Origin of the sequence: Klebsiella sp. BIGb0132, assembly GCF_024810075.1 — a bacterium.
Lineage (GTDB): Bacteria > Pseudomonadota > Gammaproteobacteria > Enterobacterales > Enterobacteriaceae > Klebsiella > Klebsiella terrigena.
On sequence record NZ_JANUDW010000013.1, the window covers coordinates 73905 to 89903 of the forward strand.

The window sequence follows — 15999 nt, forward strand, 5'->3', positions numbered from 1 at the left end:
GAGAAGGCTTAACCTTCAATAGGATCGACGTCCAGCATCCACTTCACCTTGCGCGCTTCCGGCAGCGTATTGATCAGGGCCAGCGTACCGCTGACGATGTGTTGCAGGCGAGTGCGCGACGGGTGCTGCAGCAGGATCTGCCAGCGCCAGCGGCCTCCGCGCTTTGGCGCCAGCGCCGGAACCGGGCCAAGCACCCACAGCTTCTCGTCGGCCAGCGGGCTGGCCTGCAACAGGTTACGCAGCTGCTGTAGAAACAGCGGGGCCTGCTGGTTGTTATGATCTTCCGCACGAATCAGCACGTGGCTGGTCCACGGCGGCAGCTGCATCGCCTGGCGTTCGGCGAGCGCCTGGTCCGCGAAGGCGTCATAGCCTTTATACAACAGCGTTTGCAGCAGCGGATGCTCAGGATGGTGGGTCTGGAGGATAACCTCGCCCTGTTTCCCGGCGCGGCCCGCGCGGCCGGATACCTGAGTGTAGAGCTGGGCGAAGCGCTCCGCCGAGCGGAAATCGGCGGAAAACAGCGCCCCGTCGACGTCGAGCAGAGAGACCAGGGTGACGTCCGGAAAGTGGTGACCTTTTGCCAGCATCTGGGTGCCAATCAGAATACGCGCCCCGCCGCGATGAATATCGGAGAGATGCTGTTCAAGCGCCCCTTTACGGCTGGTCGTATCGCGGTCAACGCGGGATAGTGGCACTTCGGGAAACAGCGGCGCCAGCGCCTGCTCCAGCTGCTCCGTGCCGAGCCCTACCGGCACCAGATGCGTCGAGCCGCAGGAAGGGCACTGACGCGGTATAGGCCGCTGGCTGTCGCAGTGGTGGCAGCGCAGATGATGCTGCGCCTGGTGCAGGGTGTAATAGCTGTCGCAGCGCGGGCATTCGGCAATCCAGCCGCAGTCATGGCACAGCAACGCCGGGGCGAAGCCGCGACGGTTTAAAAACAGGATGACCTGATTATCGGCCTGCAGGTGCTGACGCATCCGGGCAATAAGCGCCGGAGAGAGCCCCGCCTGCAGCTGCTGGCCTTTTAAATCCAGCACGTGCTGCTGGGCAGGACGGGCGTTACCCGCGCGCCTGGTTAGCTTGAGCTGGCGATATTTTCCCTGGCGAACGTTGTGTAACGTCTCCAGCGCCGGGGTTGCCGAGCCGAGAATAATCGGGATTTGCTCGCTATGGGCGCGCCACACCGCGAGGTCGCGGGCGTGATAGCGCCAGCCTTCCTGCTGCTTATAGGAGCTGTCGTGCTCTTCATCAATCACGATCACCCCGAGGTCTTTAAACGGGGTAAAGAGCGAAGAGCGGGTGCCGATAACTATCGCCGCCTCGCCGTTTTTGGCTTTCAGCCACGCCGAGAGGCGCTCGCTATCGTTAAGTCCGGAGTGCAGGACCTCAACGGGAGCGTTAAAGCGCTCGCGAAAGCGGGCGATGGTTTGCGGCGTCAGGCCGATTTCCGGCACCATTACCAGCGCCTGGCGACCCTGCGCCAGCACGTTTTCCAGCACGCTCAGATAAACTTCGGTTTTCCCCGAGCCGGTGATCCCCGCCAGCAGCCAGGTGGAAAAGCGGTCAGCGGCGCTGTGGATCGCGCCGACGGCGGTGGCCTGCTCGGTATTCAGGCGCAGCCGCTCTCCGGGGACGGTGAAGCTCGTCCGCCAGTCGGTGATGGCCGGCGCTTCGTTTGCCAGCTCGCAGAGCCCTTTCCCGCGCAGCGCCTGCAGCGCCGCATCGCTGAACTCCAGCTCCGCCACCTGATGACGCCAGATTTTTCCCTGACGCAGCGCGGCCAGCGCCTGCTGCTGCTTCGGTGAACGCTTGAGGCCGTTGATGTCTACCGCCTGGCCCTGCTCGGTGGCGAACCAGTACCACAGCGGCGTCGCGCTGGCCGGCTTTCCCTGGCGCAGGGCGATGGGGAGGGCGTGAAACAGCACGTCGCCAATCGGATGATGATAGTAGTCGGCCGCCCACAGCAGCAGCCGCCAGATAGAGGAAGAAAAGACCGGCTCGGCGTCCAGCGCTTCTGCAACCGGCTTGAGCCCGTCCAGCGGCAGCTCGCTGCGTTCGCTAATCGCGGTGACAATGCCGATGCGCTCCTGTTTACCGAACGGCACGCGCACGCGACAGCCCGCTTTGACCGTGATGCCCTCAGGGAGCAAATAGTCAAAGGTACGGGGCAGCGGAACGGGCAGGGCTACGTGGGCGACGGGCATGTCATCTTCCTGACTTGAAATCTGGCCGGTTAGTATACACATTGTGATAAGGGCTCGCGGATCAGTTTGCATCCGTCGGTCAAATTCTGTATGATTCGCCGCCTTTGGTGTGCTTCGTGCAGCATCAAAGCGTATACTATTACCCATGAGTTCCGCACGGCGGAAAGTCTACGGGAAATTATTAACATCGCGTGGTGTCTGGCGTTAGGGCTGGAAGAGCGACGCGGCCTTAACTGAGGTTCTCCCATGAAAAAAGATATTCACCCGAAATACGAAGAAGTTACTGCTAACTGCTCTTGCGGTAACGTCATGAAAATCCGCTCTACCGTAGGTCACGACCTGAACCTCGACGTGTGCGGTAAATGCCACCCGTTCTACACTGGCAAACAGCGTGATGTTGCTACCGGTGGCCGTGTTGACCGCTTCAACAAGCGCTTCAGCGTACCGGGCAGCAGCAAGTAAGTTGCCGGAAGAAGAAGCCGCCTCAGGGCGGCTTTTTTGTTTCTCTCGCCGTCAAACGCGGAGAAATAAAAAAGGGCAGAAGCTTTCTTCTGCCCTTTTTTATTGGCTTAGTATTCCCACGTATCCGGGTCGATGCCCATCTCACGCATAATCTGTTTCGCCGCTTCCGGAATTTCATCACTGCGTTCTTTACGCAGGTCTTCATCGTTAGGCAACGGTTGACCGGTAAATGCATGCAGGAACGCTTCACACAGCAGCTCGCTGTTGGTGGCGTGACGCAGGTTGTTGACCTGACGACGCGTGCGTTCATCTGTGAGGATCTTTAACACCTTCAGAGGAATGGAAACCGTAATTTTTTTTACTTGCTCACTCTTCTTACCGTGCTCAGCGTATGGGCTGATATATTCGCCGCTCCATTCAGCCATGAGATACCTTTAATCCTCTAGTCATTAGTTAAGGGCCTGAATCTTGAGTCCGGGCCATAATCGCGCGTAGTTTACCGCATGAGTCGTCTTTCTGACATGAGATAAGCCGATACGGATGTGCGCTAATGCATATAATTTTAACGGCTATTTCCTGTTTGCTCAATCTATACGCAAAGAAGTTTAGATGTCCAGATGTATTGACGTCTATTGTGACAATGATTACTCTGGAGTCTGACATTTCACCGATTCAGCCCAGGAACTGCCCAACATGACGCGTAAACAGGCCACCATCGCAGTGCGTAGCGGTTTAAATGACGACGAACAGTACGGCTGCGTTGTCCCGCCGATCCACCTTTCCAGCACCTATAACTTCACCGGCTTTAACGAACCTCGTGCCCATGACTATTCCCGTCGCGGTAACCCAACGCGTGACGTGGTACAGCGCGCTCTGGCGGAGCTGGAAGGCGGTGCGGGCGCGGTTCTGACCAATACCGGCATGTCGGCTATTCTGCTGGTGACCACCGTTTATCTGAAGCCGGGCGATCTGCTGGTGGCGCCGCATGACTGCTACGGCGGCAGCTATCGTCTGTTTGATAGCCTGGCGAAACGCGGCTGCTACCGCGTGCTGTTTGTCGATCAAAACGATGAGCAGGCGCTGAGCGCCGCGCTGGCGGAAAAACCGAAGCTGGTATTGGTTGAAAGCCCAAGTAATCCATTGCTGAGAGTGGTGGATATTGCGAAAATCTGCACGCTGGCGCGTGAAGCGGGGGCGGTAAGCGTGGTGGATAACACCTTCCTGAGCCCGGCACTGCAAAATCCGCTGGCGCTGGGAGCCGATCTGGTGTTGCATTCGTGCACCAAATACCTGAACGGCCACTCAGACGTTGTCGCCGGCGTGGTGATTGCCAAAGATCCGCAGACTGTCACCGAACTGGCATGGTGGGCGAATAATATTGGCGTCACCGGCGGGGCCTTCGATAGCTACCTGCTGCTGCGCGGTCTGCGTACGCTTTCCCCGCGTATGGAGGTGGCCCAGCGCAACGCGCAGGCGATCGTCGACTATCTGAAAACCCAGCCGCTGGTGAAAAAACTGTATCATCCATCTCTGCCGGAAAATCAGGGGCATGAGATTGCTGCGCGTCAGCAAAAAGGTTTTGGTGCGATGCTAAGCTTCGAGCTGGATGGCGATGAGCAGACGCTGCGTCGTTTCCTGAGCGGATTATCGCTATTTACGCTGGCGGAGTCGCTGGGAGGCGTAGAAAGTCTGATTTCTCACGCTGCGACGATGACCCACGCAGGCATGGCGCCTGAAGCGCGCGCGGCTGCGGGGATCTCAGAAACGCTTCTGCGTATTTCGACCGGTATTGAAGATGGTGAAGATTTAATTGCCGACCTGGAAAATGGCTTCCGGGCAGCAAACGAGGAATAAACATGAGTGTGATTGCGCAGGCAGGGGCGAAGGGTCGTCAGCTGCACAAATTTGGTGGGAGTAGTTTAGCGGATGCGAAATGTTACCTGCGCGTCGCGGGGATCATGACGGAATACTCGCAGGCAGGCGACATGATGGTTGTCTCCGCCGCTGGCAGCACCACCAACCAGCTGATTAGCTGGCTGAAGCTCAGCCAGACCGATCGCCTCTCTGCGCATCAGGTACAGCAGTCGCTGCGTCGTTATCACATGGAGCTGATCTCCGGCCTGCTGTCGGCAGACGCTGCCGACACGCTTATCACGACCTTTGTTCACGACCTTGAACGACTGGCGGGTCTGCTGGATAGCGGCGTCACCGACGCGGTATACGCTGAAGTGGTTGGCCACGGCGAAGTCTGGTCCGCGCGCCTGATGGCCGCGGTCCTCAATCAGCTGGGGCTGGAGGCCGCGTGGCTTGATGCGCGCAGCTTCCTGCGCGCCGAGCGTTCGGCGCAGCCGCAGGTGGATGAAGGTTTATCCTACCCGCTGCTGCAGCAGCTTATGGCGCAGCATCCGAACAAACGTCTGGTGGTGACCGGTTTTATCTCGCGTAACAACGCCGGAGAAACCGTGCTGCTGGGGCGTAACGGTTCCGACTACTCCGCCACCCAAATCGGTGCTCTGGCCGGCGCGTCCCGCGTCACTATCTGGAGCGACGTTGCCGGCGTCTACAGCGCCGACCCGCGTAAAGTGAAGGATGCCTGCCTGCTGCCGCTGCTGCGCCTGGATGAAGCCAGCGAGCTGGCTCGCCTGGCGGCGCCGGTGCTGCACGCTCGTACGCTCCAGCCGGTCTCCGGCAGCGATATCGACCTGCAGCTGCGCTGTAGCTACACCCCTGAGCAGGGTTCGACGCGTATTGAACGCGTTCTGGCCTCCGGGACCGGGGCGCGGATCGTCACCAGCCATGACGACGTGTGCCTGATTGAGTTCCAGGTGCCCGCGGGCCAGGATTTCAAGCTGGCGCACAAGGAACTGGATCTTATCTTTAAACGCGCGCAGCTGCGCCCGCTGGCCGTTGGCGTGCATGCCGACCGCAAGCTGCTGCAGTTTTGCTATACCGCCGAAGTGGCGGACAGCGCGCTGCGGTTGCTCGACGAAGCCGGTTTGCCTGGCGAGCTGCGTTTACGCCAGAAGCTGGCGCTGGTGGCGATGGTTGGCGCAGGCGTTACCCGCAATCCGCTGCACTGCCACCGCTTCTGGCAGCAGCTGAAAGGGCAGCCGGTTGAGTTTACATGGCAGTCTGAAGAGGGGATTAGCCTGGTTGCCGTGCTGCGCGCGGGCCCAACCGAGAGCCTGATTCAGGGCCTGCACCAGTCGCTGTTCCGCGCGGAAAAGCGTATTGGCCTGGTGCTGTTTGGCAAAGGCAACATCGGTTCCCGCTGGCTGGAGCTGTTTGCTCGCGAGCAAACCACGCTTTCCGCCCGCACCGGCTTTGAGTTTGTTCTCGCCGGGGTGGTGGATAGCCGCCGCAGCCTGCTGAATTACGAAGGGCTGGACGCCAGCCGCGCGCTGGCCTTCTTCCATGATGAAGCCGTTGAGCAGGATGAAGAATCGCTGTTCCTGTGGATGCGCGCCCACCCGTACGACGATTTAGTGGTGCTGGACGTGACCGCCAGCGCACAGCTGGCGGATCAGTATCTTGATTTTGCCAGCCACGGTTTCCACGTGATCAGCGCCAATAAGCTGGCCGGGGCCAGCAGCAGCGATAAATATCGTCAGATCCACGACGCGTTTGAGAAAACGGGGCGTCATTGGCTCTACAACGCCACCGTTGGCGCCGGGCTGCCGGTAAACCACACGGTGCGCGATCTGATCGATAGCGGCGATACCATTCTGGCGCTGAGCGGTATTTTCTCCGGGACGCTCTCCTGGCTGTTCCTGCAGTTTGACGGGACGGTGCCGTTTACCGACCTGGTCGATCAGGCATGGCAGCAGGGGCTAACTGAACCGGATCCGCGCGTTGACCTTTCGGGCAAAGACGTGATGCGCAAGCTGGTGATCCTCGCGCGTGAGGCGGGCTATGATATCGAGCCTGACCAGGTGCGCGTGGAATCGCTGGTGCCGGCGCACTGCGAAGAAGGGTCCGTCGATCACTTCTTTGAGAATGGTGAAGAGCTGAACGAGCAGATGCTGCAGCGCCTTGAGGCCGCCCGTGAAATGGGGCTGGTGCTGCGCTATGTCGCGCGTTTTGACGCCAACGGCAAGGCGCGCGTCGGCGTTGAAGCCGTGCGCCAGGAGCATCCGCTGGCGGCGCTGCTGCCGTGCGATAACGTGTTCGCTATCGACAGCCGCTGGTATCGTGATAATCCGCTGGTGATCCGCGGCCCGGGTGCCGGGCGCGATGTGACCGCCGGCGCGATTCAATCGGATATTAATCGCCTGGCGCAGCTGCTGTAATCTCCCTGTCAGAGAGGCCGGACGGACGCCCGGTCTCTTTTGCCGCTAGCGCCCGGCGAACACCTCTTTGGCGGCGAACAGCCCGTTGAGGGCGGCCGGGAATCCGGCATACACCGCCATCTGCATGATCACTTCAACGATCTCTTCCTGCGTCAGGCCGACGTGCAGCCCGGCTGCGATGTGCACCTTGAGCTGCGGGGCCGCGTTGCCTGAAGCGGTCAGGGCGGCAATAGTGGCGATTTCACGACTGCGTAAATCGAGCCCGGGTCTGGCGTAAATATCGCCAAAAGGGAACTCAACCAGATAGCGGGCAAAATCAGGGGCGATGTCGCTCAGGCTGTTAACGACGGCTTCGCCGCCCTTGCCGTCAACGCGCTGCAGCATCTCCAGGCCGGTAGTAAAACGTGATGAAGTCACGATCTTTCCTCATAGTGATAGGGTGTGATGAGGAGATTAAGAAAGTTTGCCGGACTTGAGTAATACCCTTTTCGTGATACCTTTTCGGTATGACAAATTCACGCCTCTCTTCTCTGGATCTTCGTCTGCTGCGCTATTTTGCCGTGGTGGCGGAGGAGAACAATATTAGCCGGGCCGCGCAGCGCCTGTTTATCTCGCAGCCGCCGCTTAGCCGCCATATCCGTCACCTGGAAGAGCAACTGGGAACCGCGCTATTCGTGCGCCATACCCGGGGCCTGATCCTCACGGAGGAGGGCCAGCGGGTGCTGGATATCATTCGCCCCCTGCTGGCGCTACAGGAGCAAACCTTAACCGCGCTGGGCCAGCTCGCCGATAGCGGGCAGCCGCCGCTGCGGATTGGGCTGACGACCGCCTTTGAGCAGGGCGTGTTTACCGCTGCCGAAGCCGCGCTGAGGGAGAGTGGCCGCCCTTTGCAGATGAGCCGTCACGGCTCGCCATCCCTCGCGCAGCAGGTGCGCAAGGGCAGGCTGGACGCGGCGCTGGTGGCGCTCCCCCTCGATGCCAGCGGGCTGGTTCTGTCTCCCTTGCCCTATCGGGAGCCGCTGATCGCCGCGCTGCCGGCGTCATGGCCGGAATCCAGCGTCGCCGGGCTGGCCCTAAAGGCCTTTAACTATCGGCCGCTGTTTTGGTTTAAACGCGAGCGCAACCCGGCATTTTTTGACTACACCCGGCGGATGTTTGAACGGGCGGGGTATACGCCTGCCTACGTGGAAGAGCCCGCGGAGCATGACGTTCTGCTGGCCCGCATCGCGCGCGGGGAAGGGATGATTTTGCTGCCGGCATCCTTTGCGGCTATCCAGCGTCAGGGGGTGGTCTTTTATCCGCTGGATGAGGCCAGCCTGCATTTTCCGCTGACGCTGGGTGTGGTCACGCTGCCGCAGAATGACGCTTTGCGCGCGTGGCTGCTCCCCTTGCTTGAAGAATCATTAGCTTAGCGCCGACCCCTGCGGCGTTTAGCATAAACGACGTGAATCATTTTCATCTTCCCTGAATATTCCTCACTCTTTACGCTGATTTTTCTATTGACGCCCGGGCTCTTTTCCGTCATTTTTACATCTGGACGTCTAAACGTATAGAAGTTCGCAACACAACAAACAATAAAATGCGATTGATGAGGTAAGGTATGAGCTTTTTTCACGCCAATCAGCGGGAAGCCCTGAATCAGAGCCTGGCAGAAGTGCAGGGCCAGATTAATGTGTCCTTTGAATTCTTTCCGCCGCGGACCAGTGAAATGGAGCAAACCCTGTGGAAATCCATCGATCGCTTAAGCAGCCTGAAGCCAAAATTTGTTTCGGTGACCTACGGCGCTAACTCCGGTGAACGCGACCGTACCCACAGCATCATCAAAGGTATAAAAGAGCGTACCGGGCTTGAGGCGGCACCGCACCTGACCTGTATCGACGCCAGCCGCGACGAGCTGCGTACGATTGCCCAGGATTACTGGAACAACGGGATCCGCCATATCGTCGCCCTGCGCGGCGACCTGCCGCCGGGCAGCGGTAAGCCGGATATGTATGCCGCGGACCTGGTTATGCTGCTGAAAGAAGTGGGCGATTTTGATATCTCCGTTGCGGCTTACCCGGAAGTGCACCCGGAAGCGAAAAGCGCCCAGGCGGATCTGCTGAACCTGAAGCGTAAGGTCGATGCCGGCGCTAACCGGGCGATCACCCAGTTCTTCTTTGATGTTGAAAGCTACCTGCGCTTTCGCGATCGCTGCGTCTCCGCGGGGATTGATGTCGAAATTATCCCGGGCATCCTGCCGGTATCCAACTTCAAGCAGGCGAAGAAATTTGCCGATATGACCAACGTGCGCATTCCAACGTGGATGTCGAAAATGTTTGAAGGTCTGGATAATGATGCGGAAACTCGCCAGCTGGTGGGGGCGAACATCGCCATGGACATGGTCAAAATTTTAAGCCGCGAAGGGGTGAAGGATTTCCACTTTTACACCTTAAACCGCGCGGAGATGAGCTACGCGATTTGCCACACCCTGGGCGTGCGCCCGGCGGTGTAAAAAAATGGCCCTCTTCGAGGGCCATTTTTATTTATTCCCACTCCTCCAGAAAACGTTGACCGTACTGGTCGGCGACCAGCAGCGCGGCGTAAACCTGATCCGCCGTGGCTCCGCCAGGCATGTTATGGATAGTTTCTCCTTCCGCGCAGGCGGCTTCGGCAACGATGCGCATTTTACCCGGAATATCCTCTTTGATGTTCAGCTGGGCCAGGGTGAGCGGCAGGCCCACGCTGTGACACAGCGCGGCGGCGGTTTCAATCTCTTCTACCGGCGCGTTTTCCAGCACCAGCTGCGTCAGCGTGCCGAAGGCGACCTTTTCACCGTGATAGTAATGATGGGCGTCCGGCAGGGCGGTCAGGCCGTTGTGGATGGCATGTGCGGCTGCCAGGCCGCCGCTTTCAAAGCCGACGCCGCTGAGGTAGGTGTTGGCCTCGATCACTTTTTCCAGCGCCGGCGTGACAACATGCTGCTCCGCCGCCAGCATCGCCTTTTCTCCCTCTTCGATCAGCGTGTGGTAGCACAGTTCAGCCAGCGCCAGCGCCGCCTGGGTGCATTTTCCGCCGGCCATGGTGGTGGCGCCGCTGCGTGAACAGGCGCGGGCTTCAAACCAGGTGGCCAGCGCATCGCCGATACCGGCCGCCAGCAGGCGCGCCGGTGCGCCGGCAACAATCTGGGTATCAACAATGACCATGTTGGGGTTGCGCGGCAGCATCAGATAGCTGTCGAACTCGCCCTCGTCGGTATAGATAACCGAGAGCGCGCTGCAGGGGGCATCGGTGGAGGCGATGGTGGGGACAATCACCACCGGTAGATTCATAAAATGTGCTAATGCTTTTGCGGTATCCAGCGTTTTTCCACCGCCGATACCCAGTACGGCATTGCAGCGGGCTGAGCCGGCGATATCGCGCAAGCGATTGATTTCATTATGCGAGCATTCGCCACCGAACGGGGCGATTTCGGCGACCAGGCCGGCTTCGGTCAGGCTTTGACGCAGCTTTTCTTCGGCAAAGCCCAGCACAAACTTGTCGCCAACGATAAGCCAGCGCTCGGCCAGCGGTTTGAGGTAGCCGCCGAGGCGGGTGAGAGCATTTGCACCCTGAATGTATTTGCCTGGCGATTGAATAATGCGATCCATTTCTATTCCTCCTGGATGATCGCGATACCGCCCGCGGGCGGTTCGCCGATCGGGTTACAGGTTCAGATTTCCAAAAGCGCTATTCCAGTCTTGCTCAAACTTCTCTATTGCTGACTCTACCGCGGGCGTGCCGAGCATTTGTTGCGCTACGTCTAAAGGAAGGGTGATAGCTTCACATCCGGCCAGCAGGCAGTCCAGCGCCTGACGCGGAGTTTTAAAGCTGGCCGCCAGCACCTTGCTGCCCGGTGCGTGCAGCTCCAGCAGGGTTTGCAGCTCCTGTACCATGCGGATGCCGTCTCCGCCCTGGGCGTCAACGCGGTTGACGTAAGGCGCGACGTATTTTGCCCCGGCCAGCGCTGCCAGCAGACCCTGAGAGGCGCTGTAGACCGCGGTACCGAGCGTGGTGATGCCCTCTTTTTTCAGCAGCTTTATCGCGGCGAGGCCTTCGGCGGTAACCGGGATTTTTACCACAATGCCGGGTATGGCGTTACTCAGGCGTTTTGCCTCTTCAACCATGCCCTGCGCGTCACGGCTCATGGTCTGGGCAAAGAGGATCCCATCCGGGCCAACGGCTTTTTGCAGGCGGGGCAGAACGTCCCAAACCGGCGTTTTTCCTGCGGCGATGATGCTCGGATTGGTGGTTACCCCGGCCAGTGGGTAGATGCGTGCCAGGCGTTCAACTTCTGCTACGTTCGCGGTGTCCAGATAGAGTTCCATAACCTTTCCTCAATGCGTAATTCAGTGACGTTGAGATAAGGATACGGCCTGGGCCCGGCGGGTCGCCAGATGACAAATTTGCCAAAAACTGGATAAATGTACGCATTGCGGGTAACGGTGATTTAGATCACGTTTATTCGCCGCTGCCTGGCATATCGGGAGAGAATCGGGGCGTGGTTGCTATAACGAACTTACAAAAATCTAGTTCTCCGTCGGCGGATGCTTTTCCGTCAGCTGGCTATGATACTGGCGACGATATTCTGACGGCGAGCGTTCGGTATTTTTACGAAACAGGCGGCAGAAGTAGTTACTGTCGGCAAAGCCGCAGGCGCGGGCGACATCCTTAACCTTCATATCGTGGCCTTTTAGCAGCATTCGGGCCTGCTCGAGACGCACGTGGTTCAGGTATTCGTTAAAGCCCATCGGTCCGCATTTCTGAAACAGATGAGAGAGATAGTTGGGGGAGAGATAGAACGCCTCGGCGACCGACTCGCGGGTTAAGGGTTCGGCGAAGCGGGCATCGATATATTTTCGGATGGCTTCAAACAGCGCCTGGCTGCGGGAAGCGGTTTGCACCTGGCTGCCGAGGAGATCGGCGCAGTGGCTGAGCAGGCCGATCGCGATGTAGCGTGCGGTTTGCTGCTCCTGCGGCTGCATCTGCATTTCATTGAGCGCCTGCAGCAGAAAGGAGCCCACGCGAGGACCGCGGCGCGGCGTCTGCACTCTCTCTTCAATATGCAGCGTCTCGCCGTCCCAGCGCTGAAGGGTGAACTCCAGCTGCTGCTTACCAAACTGAATGCTCAACGCGGTGCAGGGCGCCTGCCACTGCGCAAGATCCCAGCCGCCTGCGGGGATATACAGCACATCATAGCGGCAAAGCAGCGCCGGCTCGGCCTTGATGCCGGGATCGCCGCGCTGGCCTTCGAGGATAACGTCGAGGCGCGGAAAATCGACCTGCACCGCCAGCCCCGAGGCCGGGCGATGCTCGGTGGTAAAGCGAACCTGCCTGATTGCCGTCGGGCCGTTAATTAAAGCATCGATGTGCTGACTGAGATGGCCGTCCATTCCTGCTCCTTAAAAAGCCCACGTTTTTATCATACCCGACATCGCGGGAAGGGCCAAAGTCGGGCGAATCTGCGCGCATCAGATGTTGCACAACATAAATGTTATGTTATATCGTAACGATCGATTGCAAAAGTTAACTCAGGAGAGAGTGATGACCAGAAAGATACCCGTATTTGCGCTTGGCGTTGGCATGCTGCTGGCCGGTAGCCAGGCTTTTGCTCACGGGAACCACAGCCACGGTCCGGCATTGACCGAGGCGGAAGTTAAGGCGAGCGAAGGTATTTTTGCCGATAAAGACGTTAAGGATCGCCCGTTAAGCGACTGGGATGGTATCTGGCAATCGGTGAATCCGTATCTGCTCAAGGGGGACCTGGATCCGGTGCTGGAGCAGAAGGCCAAAAAAGCGGGGGCGAAAAGCGTCGCCGAGTATCGGGAATATTATAAGAAGGGGTACGCCACCGACGTTGACCAAATTGGGATTGAAGACAACGTGATGGAGTTCCACGTCGGGAAAGAGGTTAACGCCTGTCGGTACGCCTATTCCGGCTATAAGATCCTGCAATATGCTTCCGGCAAGAAGGGCGTGCGCTATTTATTTGAGTGCCAGCAGGCAGACTCGAAAGCACCGAAATTCGTCCAGTTTAGCGATCACACAATTGGCCCGAGAAAATCGCAGCACTTCCATATTTTTATGGGCAATGATTCACAGGAGTCGCTGCTGAAAGAGATGGATAACTGGCCGACGTACTACCCCTACGCGCTGCATAAAGAGCAGATTGTCGACGAGATGCTGCACCATTAATAAAAATCCCCGGATAGCGCGCGTACGGCACTATCCGGGGATTTATGCTGACGAAGGGCGGAGGTTAGCCGGTGTTACGCATACCCGCAGCCACGCCGGCGATGGTGACCATCAGCGCCTGCTCAACGCGCGGGTCCGGATCCTGGCCCTGCTCTTCCGCCAGACGCGAACGGTGCAGCAGCTCTGCCTGCAGGACGTTCAGCGGGTCGGTATAGATATTACGCAGCTGTATAGACTCGGCAATCCACGGCAGGTCAGCCATCAGATGAGAATCGTTGGCGATATCGAGTACCACGTTAATACCTGAAGAGAGCAGCTCGCGCAGCTCGCTGCCGAGGCCCCACAGCTCCGGTTTCACCAGGCGCTGATCGTAATATTCCGCCAGCCACAGGTCGGCCTTCGAGAACACCATTTCCAGCATCCCAAGACGGGTTGAGAAGAACGGCCAGTCGCGACACATGGTTTCCAGCTCGCTCTGTTTGCCATCTTCCACGACTTTCTGCAGCGCGGCGCCGGCGCCCAGCCAGGCCGGCAGCATCAGGCGGTTCTGCGTCCAGGCGAAGATCCATGGGATCGCGCGCAGAGACTCTACCCCGCCGGTAGCGCGGCGTTTCGCCGGGCGTGAGCCGAGCGGCAGTTTGCCCAGTTCCTGCTCCGGGGTAGCGGAGCGGAAGTAAGGTACGAAGTCTTTATTTTCACGCACGTAGCCGCGGTACATTTCACAAGAAATGTCGGACAGCTCGGCCATGATATTGCGCCACTCCGGTTTGGGTTCCGGCGGCGGCAGCAGGTTCGCTTCCAGAATCGCGCTGGTATACAGCGACAGGCTGCTGATGGTGACTTCCGGCAGACCGAACTTGAAGCGGATCATCTCGCCCTGCTCGGTGACGCGCAGGCCGCCTTTCAGGCTGCCTGGAGGCTGGGAAAGCAGCGCCGCGTGCGCCGGGGCGCCGCCGCGACCGATAGAGCCGCCGCGACCGTGGAACAGCGTCAGCTCAATCCCGGCTTTTTCGCAGGTTTTGATCAGCGCGTCCTGAGCCTGGTACTGCGCCCAGGAAGCGGCCATGACGCCCGCATCCTTCGCCGAGTCAGAGTAGCCGATCATGACCATCTGTTTGCCCTGAATAAAGCCGCGATACCAGTCGATATTCAGCAGCTGGGTCATCACGTCGTTGGCGTTATTCAGGTCGTCCAGGGTTTCAAACAGCGGAGCAACCGGCAGCGCGAAGCCAATACCGGCCTCTTTGAGCAGCAGGTGTACGGCCAGCACGTCAGACGGCGTCTTCGCCATGGAGATTACGTAAGCGGCAATGGATCCGTGCGGCGCTTCGGCGATCACTTTGCAGGTATCGAGAACTTCGCGGGTTTCATTGCTTGGCTCCCACTGACGCGGCAGCAGCGGACGCTTGGAGTTCAGCTCGCGGATCAGGAACGCCTGCTTGTCGGCTTCTGACCAGCTTTCATAATCGCCGATGCCGAGATAGCGGGTCATTTCGCCCAGCGCTTCGGTATGGCGGGTACTTTCCTGACGAATATCGATGCGAACCAGCGGCACGCCGAATGACTTCACGCGGCGCAGGGTATCGAGCAGCTCGCCGTTGGCGATAATGCCCATGCCGCAGGCCTGCAGGGATTTATAGCAGGCGTAAAGCGGCTCCCACAGCTGTTCGTTCTGGGTAATCAGGCCCGCAGGTTTCGGCAGCTTCTGCCCTTTCAGGCGCGCTTCCAGCCACGACTGCGTATCCATCAGCTGGGTGCGCAGCTTTTTCATCAGATAGCGGTACGGCTCCTGTGCCCCTTCGGCGCCGGCCATTTCGCGCAGCTCGTCGGTACACTCGACCATCGACAGCTCGGAAATCAGCAGCTGGATATCTTTGAGGAACAGATCGGTGGCTTTCCAGCGGCTGAGCAGCAGCACGTGGCGGGTGATATCGGAGGTCACATTTGGGTTACCGTCACGGTCACCGCCCATCCAGGAGGTGAAGCGCACCGGGACGAAATCAACCGGCAGCTGATAGCCGAGGTTTTCTTCCAGCTGTTCGTTCAGCTCGCGCAGGTAGTTCGGCACGCCTTCCCACAGGCTGTTTTCGACGACCGCAAAGCCCCATTTCGCCTCATCAACCGGCGTCGGGCGATATTTGCGGATTTCATCGGTATGCCATGACTGGGCGATCAGCTGGCGCAGGCGGCGCATCAGCTGGTGGTGCTCGTAGTCAGCGATCTCTTTGTTATCGAGCTGCTTCAGGCAGTTATTCACTTCCACCATTTTGTGGATCAGCGTGCGGCGGGTGATTTCGGTCGGGTGGGCGGTTAATACCAGCTCCAGCGACAGGGACTCCACCGCTTTTTTAATGGTGTCTTCGTTGAGATGGGATTGGCCTTTGAGCTTTCTCAGGGTACGGGCAATCACTTCCGGATTGCTGGCCGCTTCGCCGTTTGGCGAAATGCTGTGGTACTGCTCAGCGGTATTGGCCAGGTTCAGAAACTGGCTGAAGGCGCGCGCTACCGGCAGCAGCTCGTCGTTGGACAAGTTTTGCAGCGTGGTGAGCAGTTCCTGGCGATTGGCTTCATTGCCCGCGCGAGAAGACTTGGACAATTTACGGATAGTTTCGACACGTTCAAGAATGTTCTCTCCCAGTGCATCCTTGATGGTATCGCCCAGCACTTTACCGAGCATACTGACATTACTACGCAAAGCGGAATATTGTTCGTTCATGTTACCCCAGACACCCCATCTCATTTTATTTTGTTATATCCGCGACTCGGCAACGATGAGTCGCGGATAAGCAGCCGTCTTTTATAAAGCCACGTAAAAACCCCCACGTCAATTGTTG

General features: G+C 58.8%; 13 protein-coding genes. 6 read left to right on the forward strand and 7 right to left on the reverse strand.

Features of this window, described 5'->3' with window-relative positions; genetic code table 11:
• Window positions 1–8: 8 nt before the first annotated feature.
• Window positions 9–2204, reverse strand: coding sequence for a primosomal protein N' (gene priA / locus M2416_RS24350; RefSeq protein ID WP_259227343.1), 2196 nt, complete (start codon window positions 2202–2204; stop codon window positions 9–11).
• 246 nt (window positions 2205–2450) lie between these two features.
• Here priA and rpmE point away from each other — a divergent pair, with 246 nt between their 5' ends.
• Entirely contained in the window at window positions 2451–2666 is a 216-nt protein-coding gene (gene rpmE, locus M2416_RS24355; protein ID WP_041143439.1) for a 50S ribosomal protein L31, read from the forward strand.
• Window positions 2667–2773: 107 nt separating this feature from the next.
• On the opposite strand, the gene metJ is transcribed toward rpmE, so the two are convergent.
• Window positions 2774–3091, reverse strand: a complete 318-nt coding sequence (gene metJ, locus M2416_RS24360; protein ID WP_004869405.1) for a met regulon transcriptional regulator MetJ — start codon at window positions 3089–3091, stop codon at window positions 2774–2776.
• Window positions 3092–3359: 268 nt separating this feature from the next.
• On the opposite strand from metJ, the gene metB reads away from it, so the two are divergent.
• Entirely contained in the window at window positions 3360–4520 is a 1161-nt protein-coding gene (gene metB / locus M2416_RS24365) for a cystathionine gamma-synthase (RefSeq protein ID WP_041143440.1), read from the forward strand.
• 2 nt (window positions 4521–4522) lie between these two features.
• Window positions 4523–6955, forward strand: coding sequence for a bifunctional aspartate kinase/homoserine dehydrogenase II (locus M2416_RS24370; RefSeq protein WP_259227352.1), 2433 nt, complete (start codon window positions 4523–4525; stop codon window positions 6953–6955).
• A gap of 45 nt (window positions 6956–7000) precedes the next feature.
• Here the strand turns inward: M2416_RS24370 and M2416_RS24375 are convergent, their stop codons facing one another.
• Complete coding sequence (locus tag M2416_RS24375; RefSeq protein WP_374761805.1) at window positions 7001–7339, reverse strand: carboxymuconolactone decarboxylase family protein; 339 nt, start codon at window positions 7337–7339, stop codon at window positions 7001–7003.
• 122 nt (window positions 7340–7461) lie between these two features.
• On the opposite strand from M2416_RS24375, the gene M2416_RS24380 reads away from it, so the two are divergent.
• Window positions 7462–8367, forward strand: coding sequence for a LysR family transcriptional regulator (locus M2416_RS24380; protein WP_076947962.1), 906 nt, complete (start codon window positions 7462–7464; stop codon window positions 8365–8367).
• A gap of 188 nt (window positions 8368–8555) precedes the next feature.
• A complete protein-coding gene (gene metF, locus M2416_RS24385; RefSeq protein ID WP_259227354.1) occupies window positions 8556–9446 on the forward strand; it encodes a methylenetetrahydrofolate reductase in 891 nt (296 codons plus the stop codon).
• Window positions 9447–9477: 31 nt separating this feature from the next.
• Here the strand turns inward: metF and gldA are convergent, their stop codons facing one another.
• The 3 genes from gldA to M2416_RS24400 all read right to left on the reverse strand — a co-directional run bounded on the left by gldA (window position 9478) and on the right by M2416_RS24400 (window position 12363).
• Window positions 9478–10581, reverse strand: a complete 1104-nt coding sequence (gene gldA, locus M2416_RS24390) for a bifunctional L-1,2-propanediol dehydrogenase/glycerol dehydrogenase (RefSeq protein WP_259227356.1) — start codon at window positions 10579–10581, stop codon at window positions 9478–9480.
• A gap of 54 nt (window positions 10582–10635) precedes the next feature.
• Window positions 10636–11298 (reverse strand): fructose-6-phosphate aldolase, encoded by a 663-nt coding sequence (fsa, locus tag M2416_RS24395; protein WP_041143446.1) that lies wholly within the window; start codon window positions 11296–11298, stop codon window positions 10636–10638.
• Between the two features lie 201 nt (window positions 11299–11499).
• On the reverse strand, window positions 11500–12363 hold the full coding sequence (locus M2416_RS24400) for a helix-turn-helix transcriptional regulator (RefSeq protein ID WP_259227358.1): 864 nt from the start codon (window positions 12361–12363) through the stop codon (window positions 11500–11502).
• 151 nt (window positions 12364–12514) lie between these two features.
• Between M2416_RS24400 and zinT the strand changes: the two genes are divergently transcribed.
• Window positions 12515–13165 (forward strand): metal-binding protein ZinT, encoded by a 651-nt coding sequence (gene zinT, locus M2416_RS24405; protein WP_041143448.1) that lies wholly within the window; start codon window positions 12515–12517, stop codon window positions 13163–13165.
• Window positions 13166–13229: 64 nt separating this feature from the next.
• Here zinT and ppc read toward each other — a convergent pair whose 3' ends face one another.
• The gene (gene ppc / locus M2416_RS24410; protein ID WP_041143449.1) at window positions 13230–15881 is read right to left on the reverse strand and encodes a phosphoenolpyruvate carboxylase; all 2652 of its coding nucleotides are present in this window, start codon (window positions 15879–15881) and stop codon (window positions 13230–13232) included.
• Window positions 15882–15999: the final 118 nt, after the last annotated feature.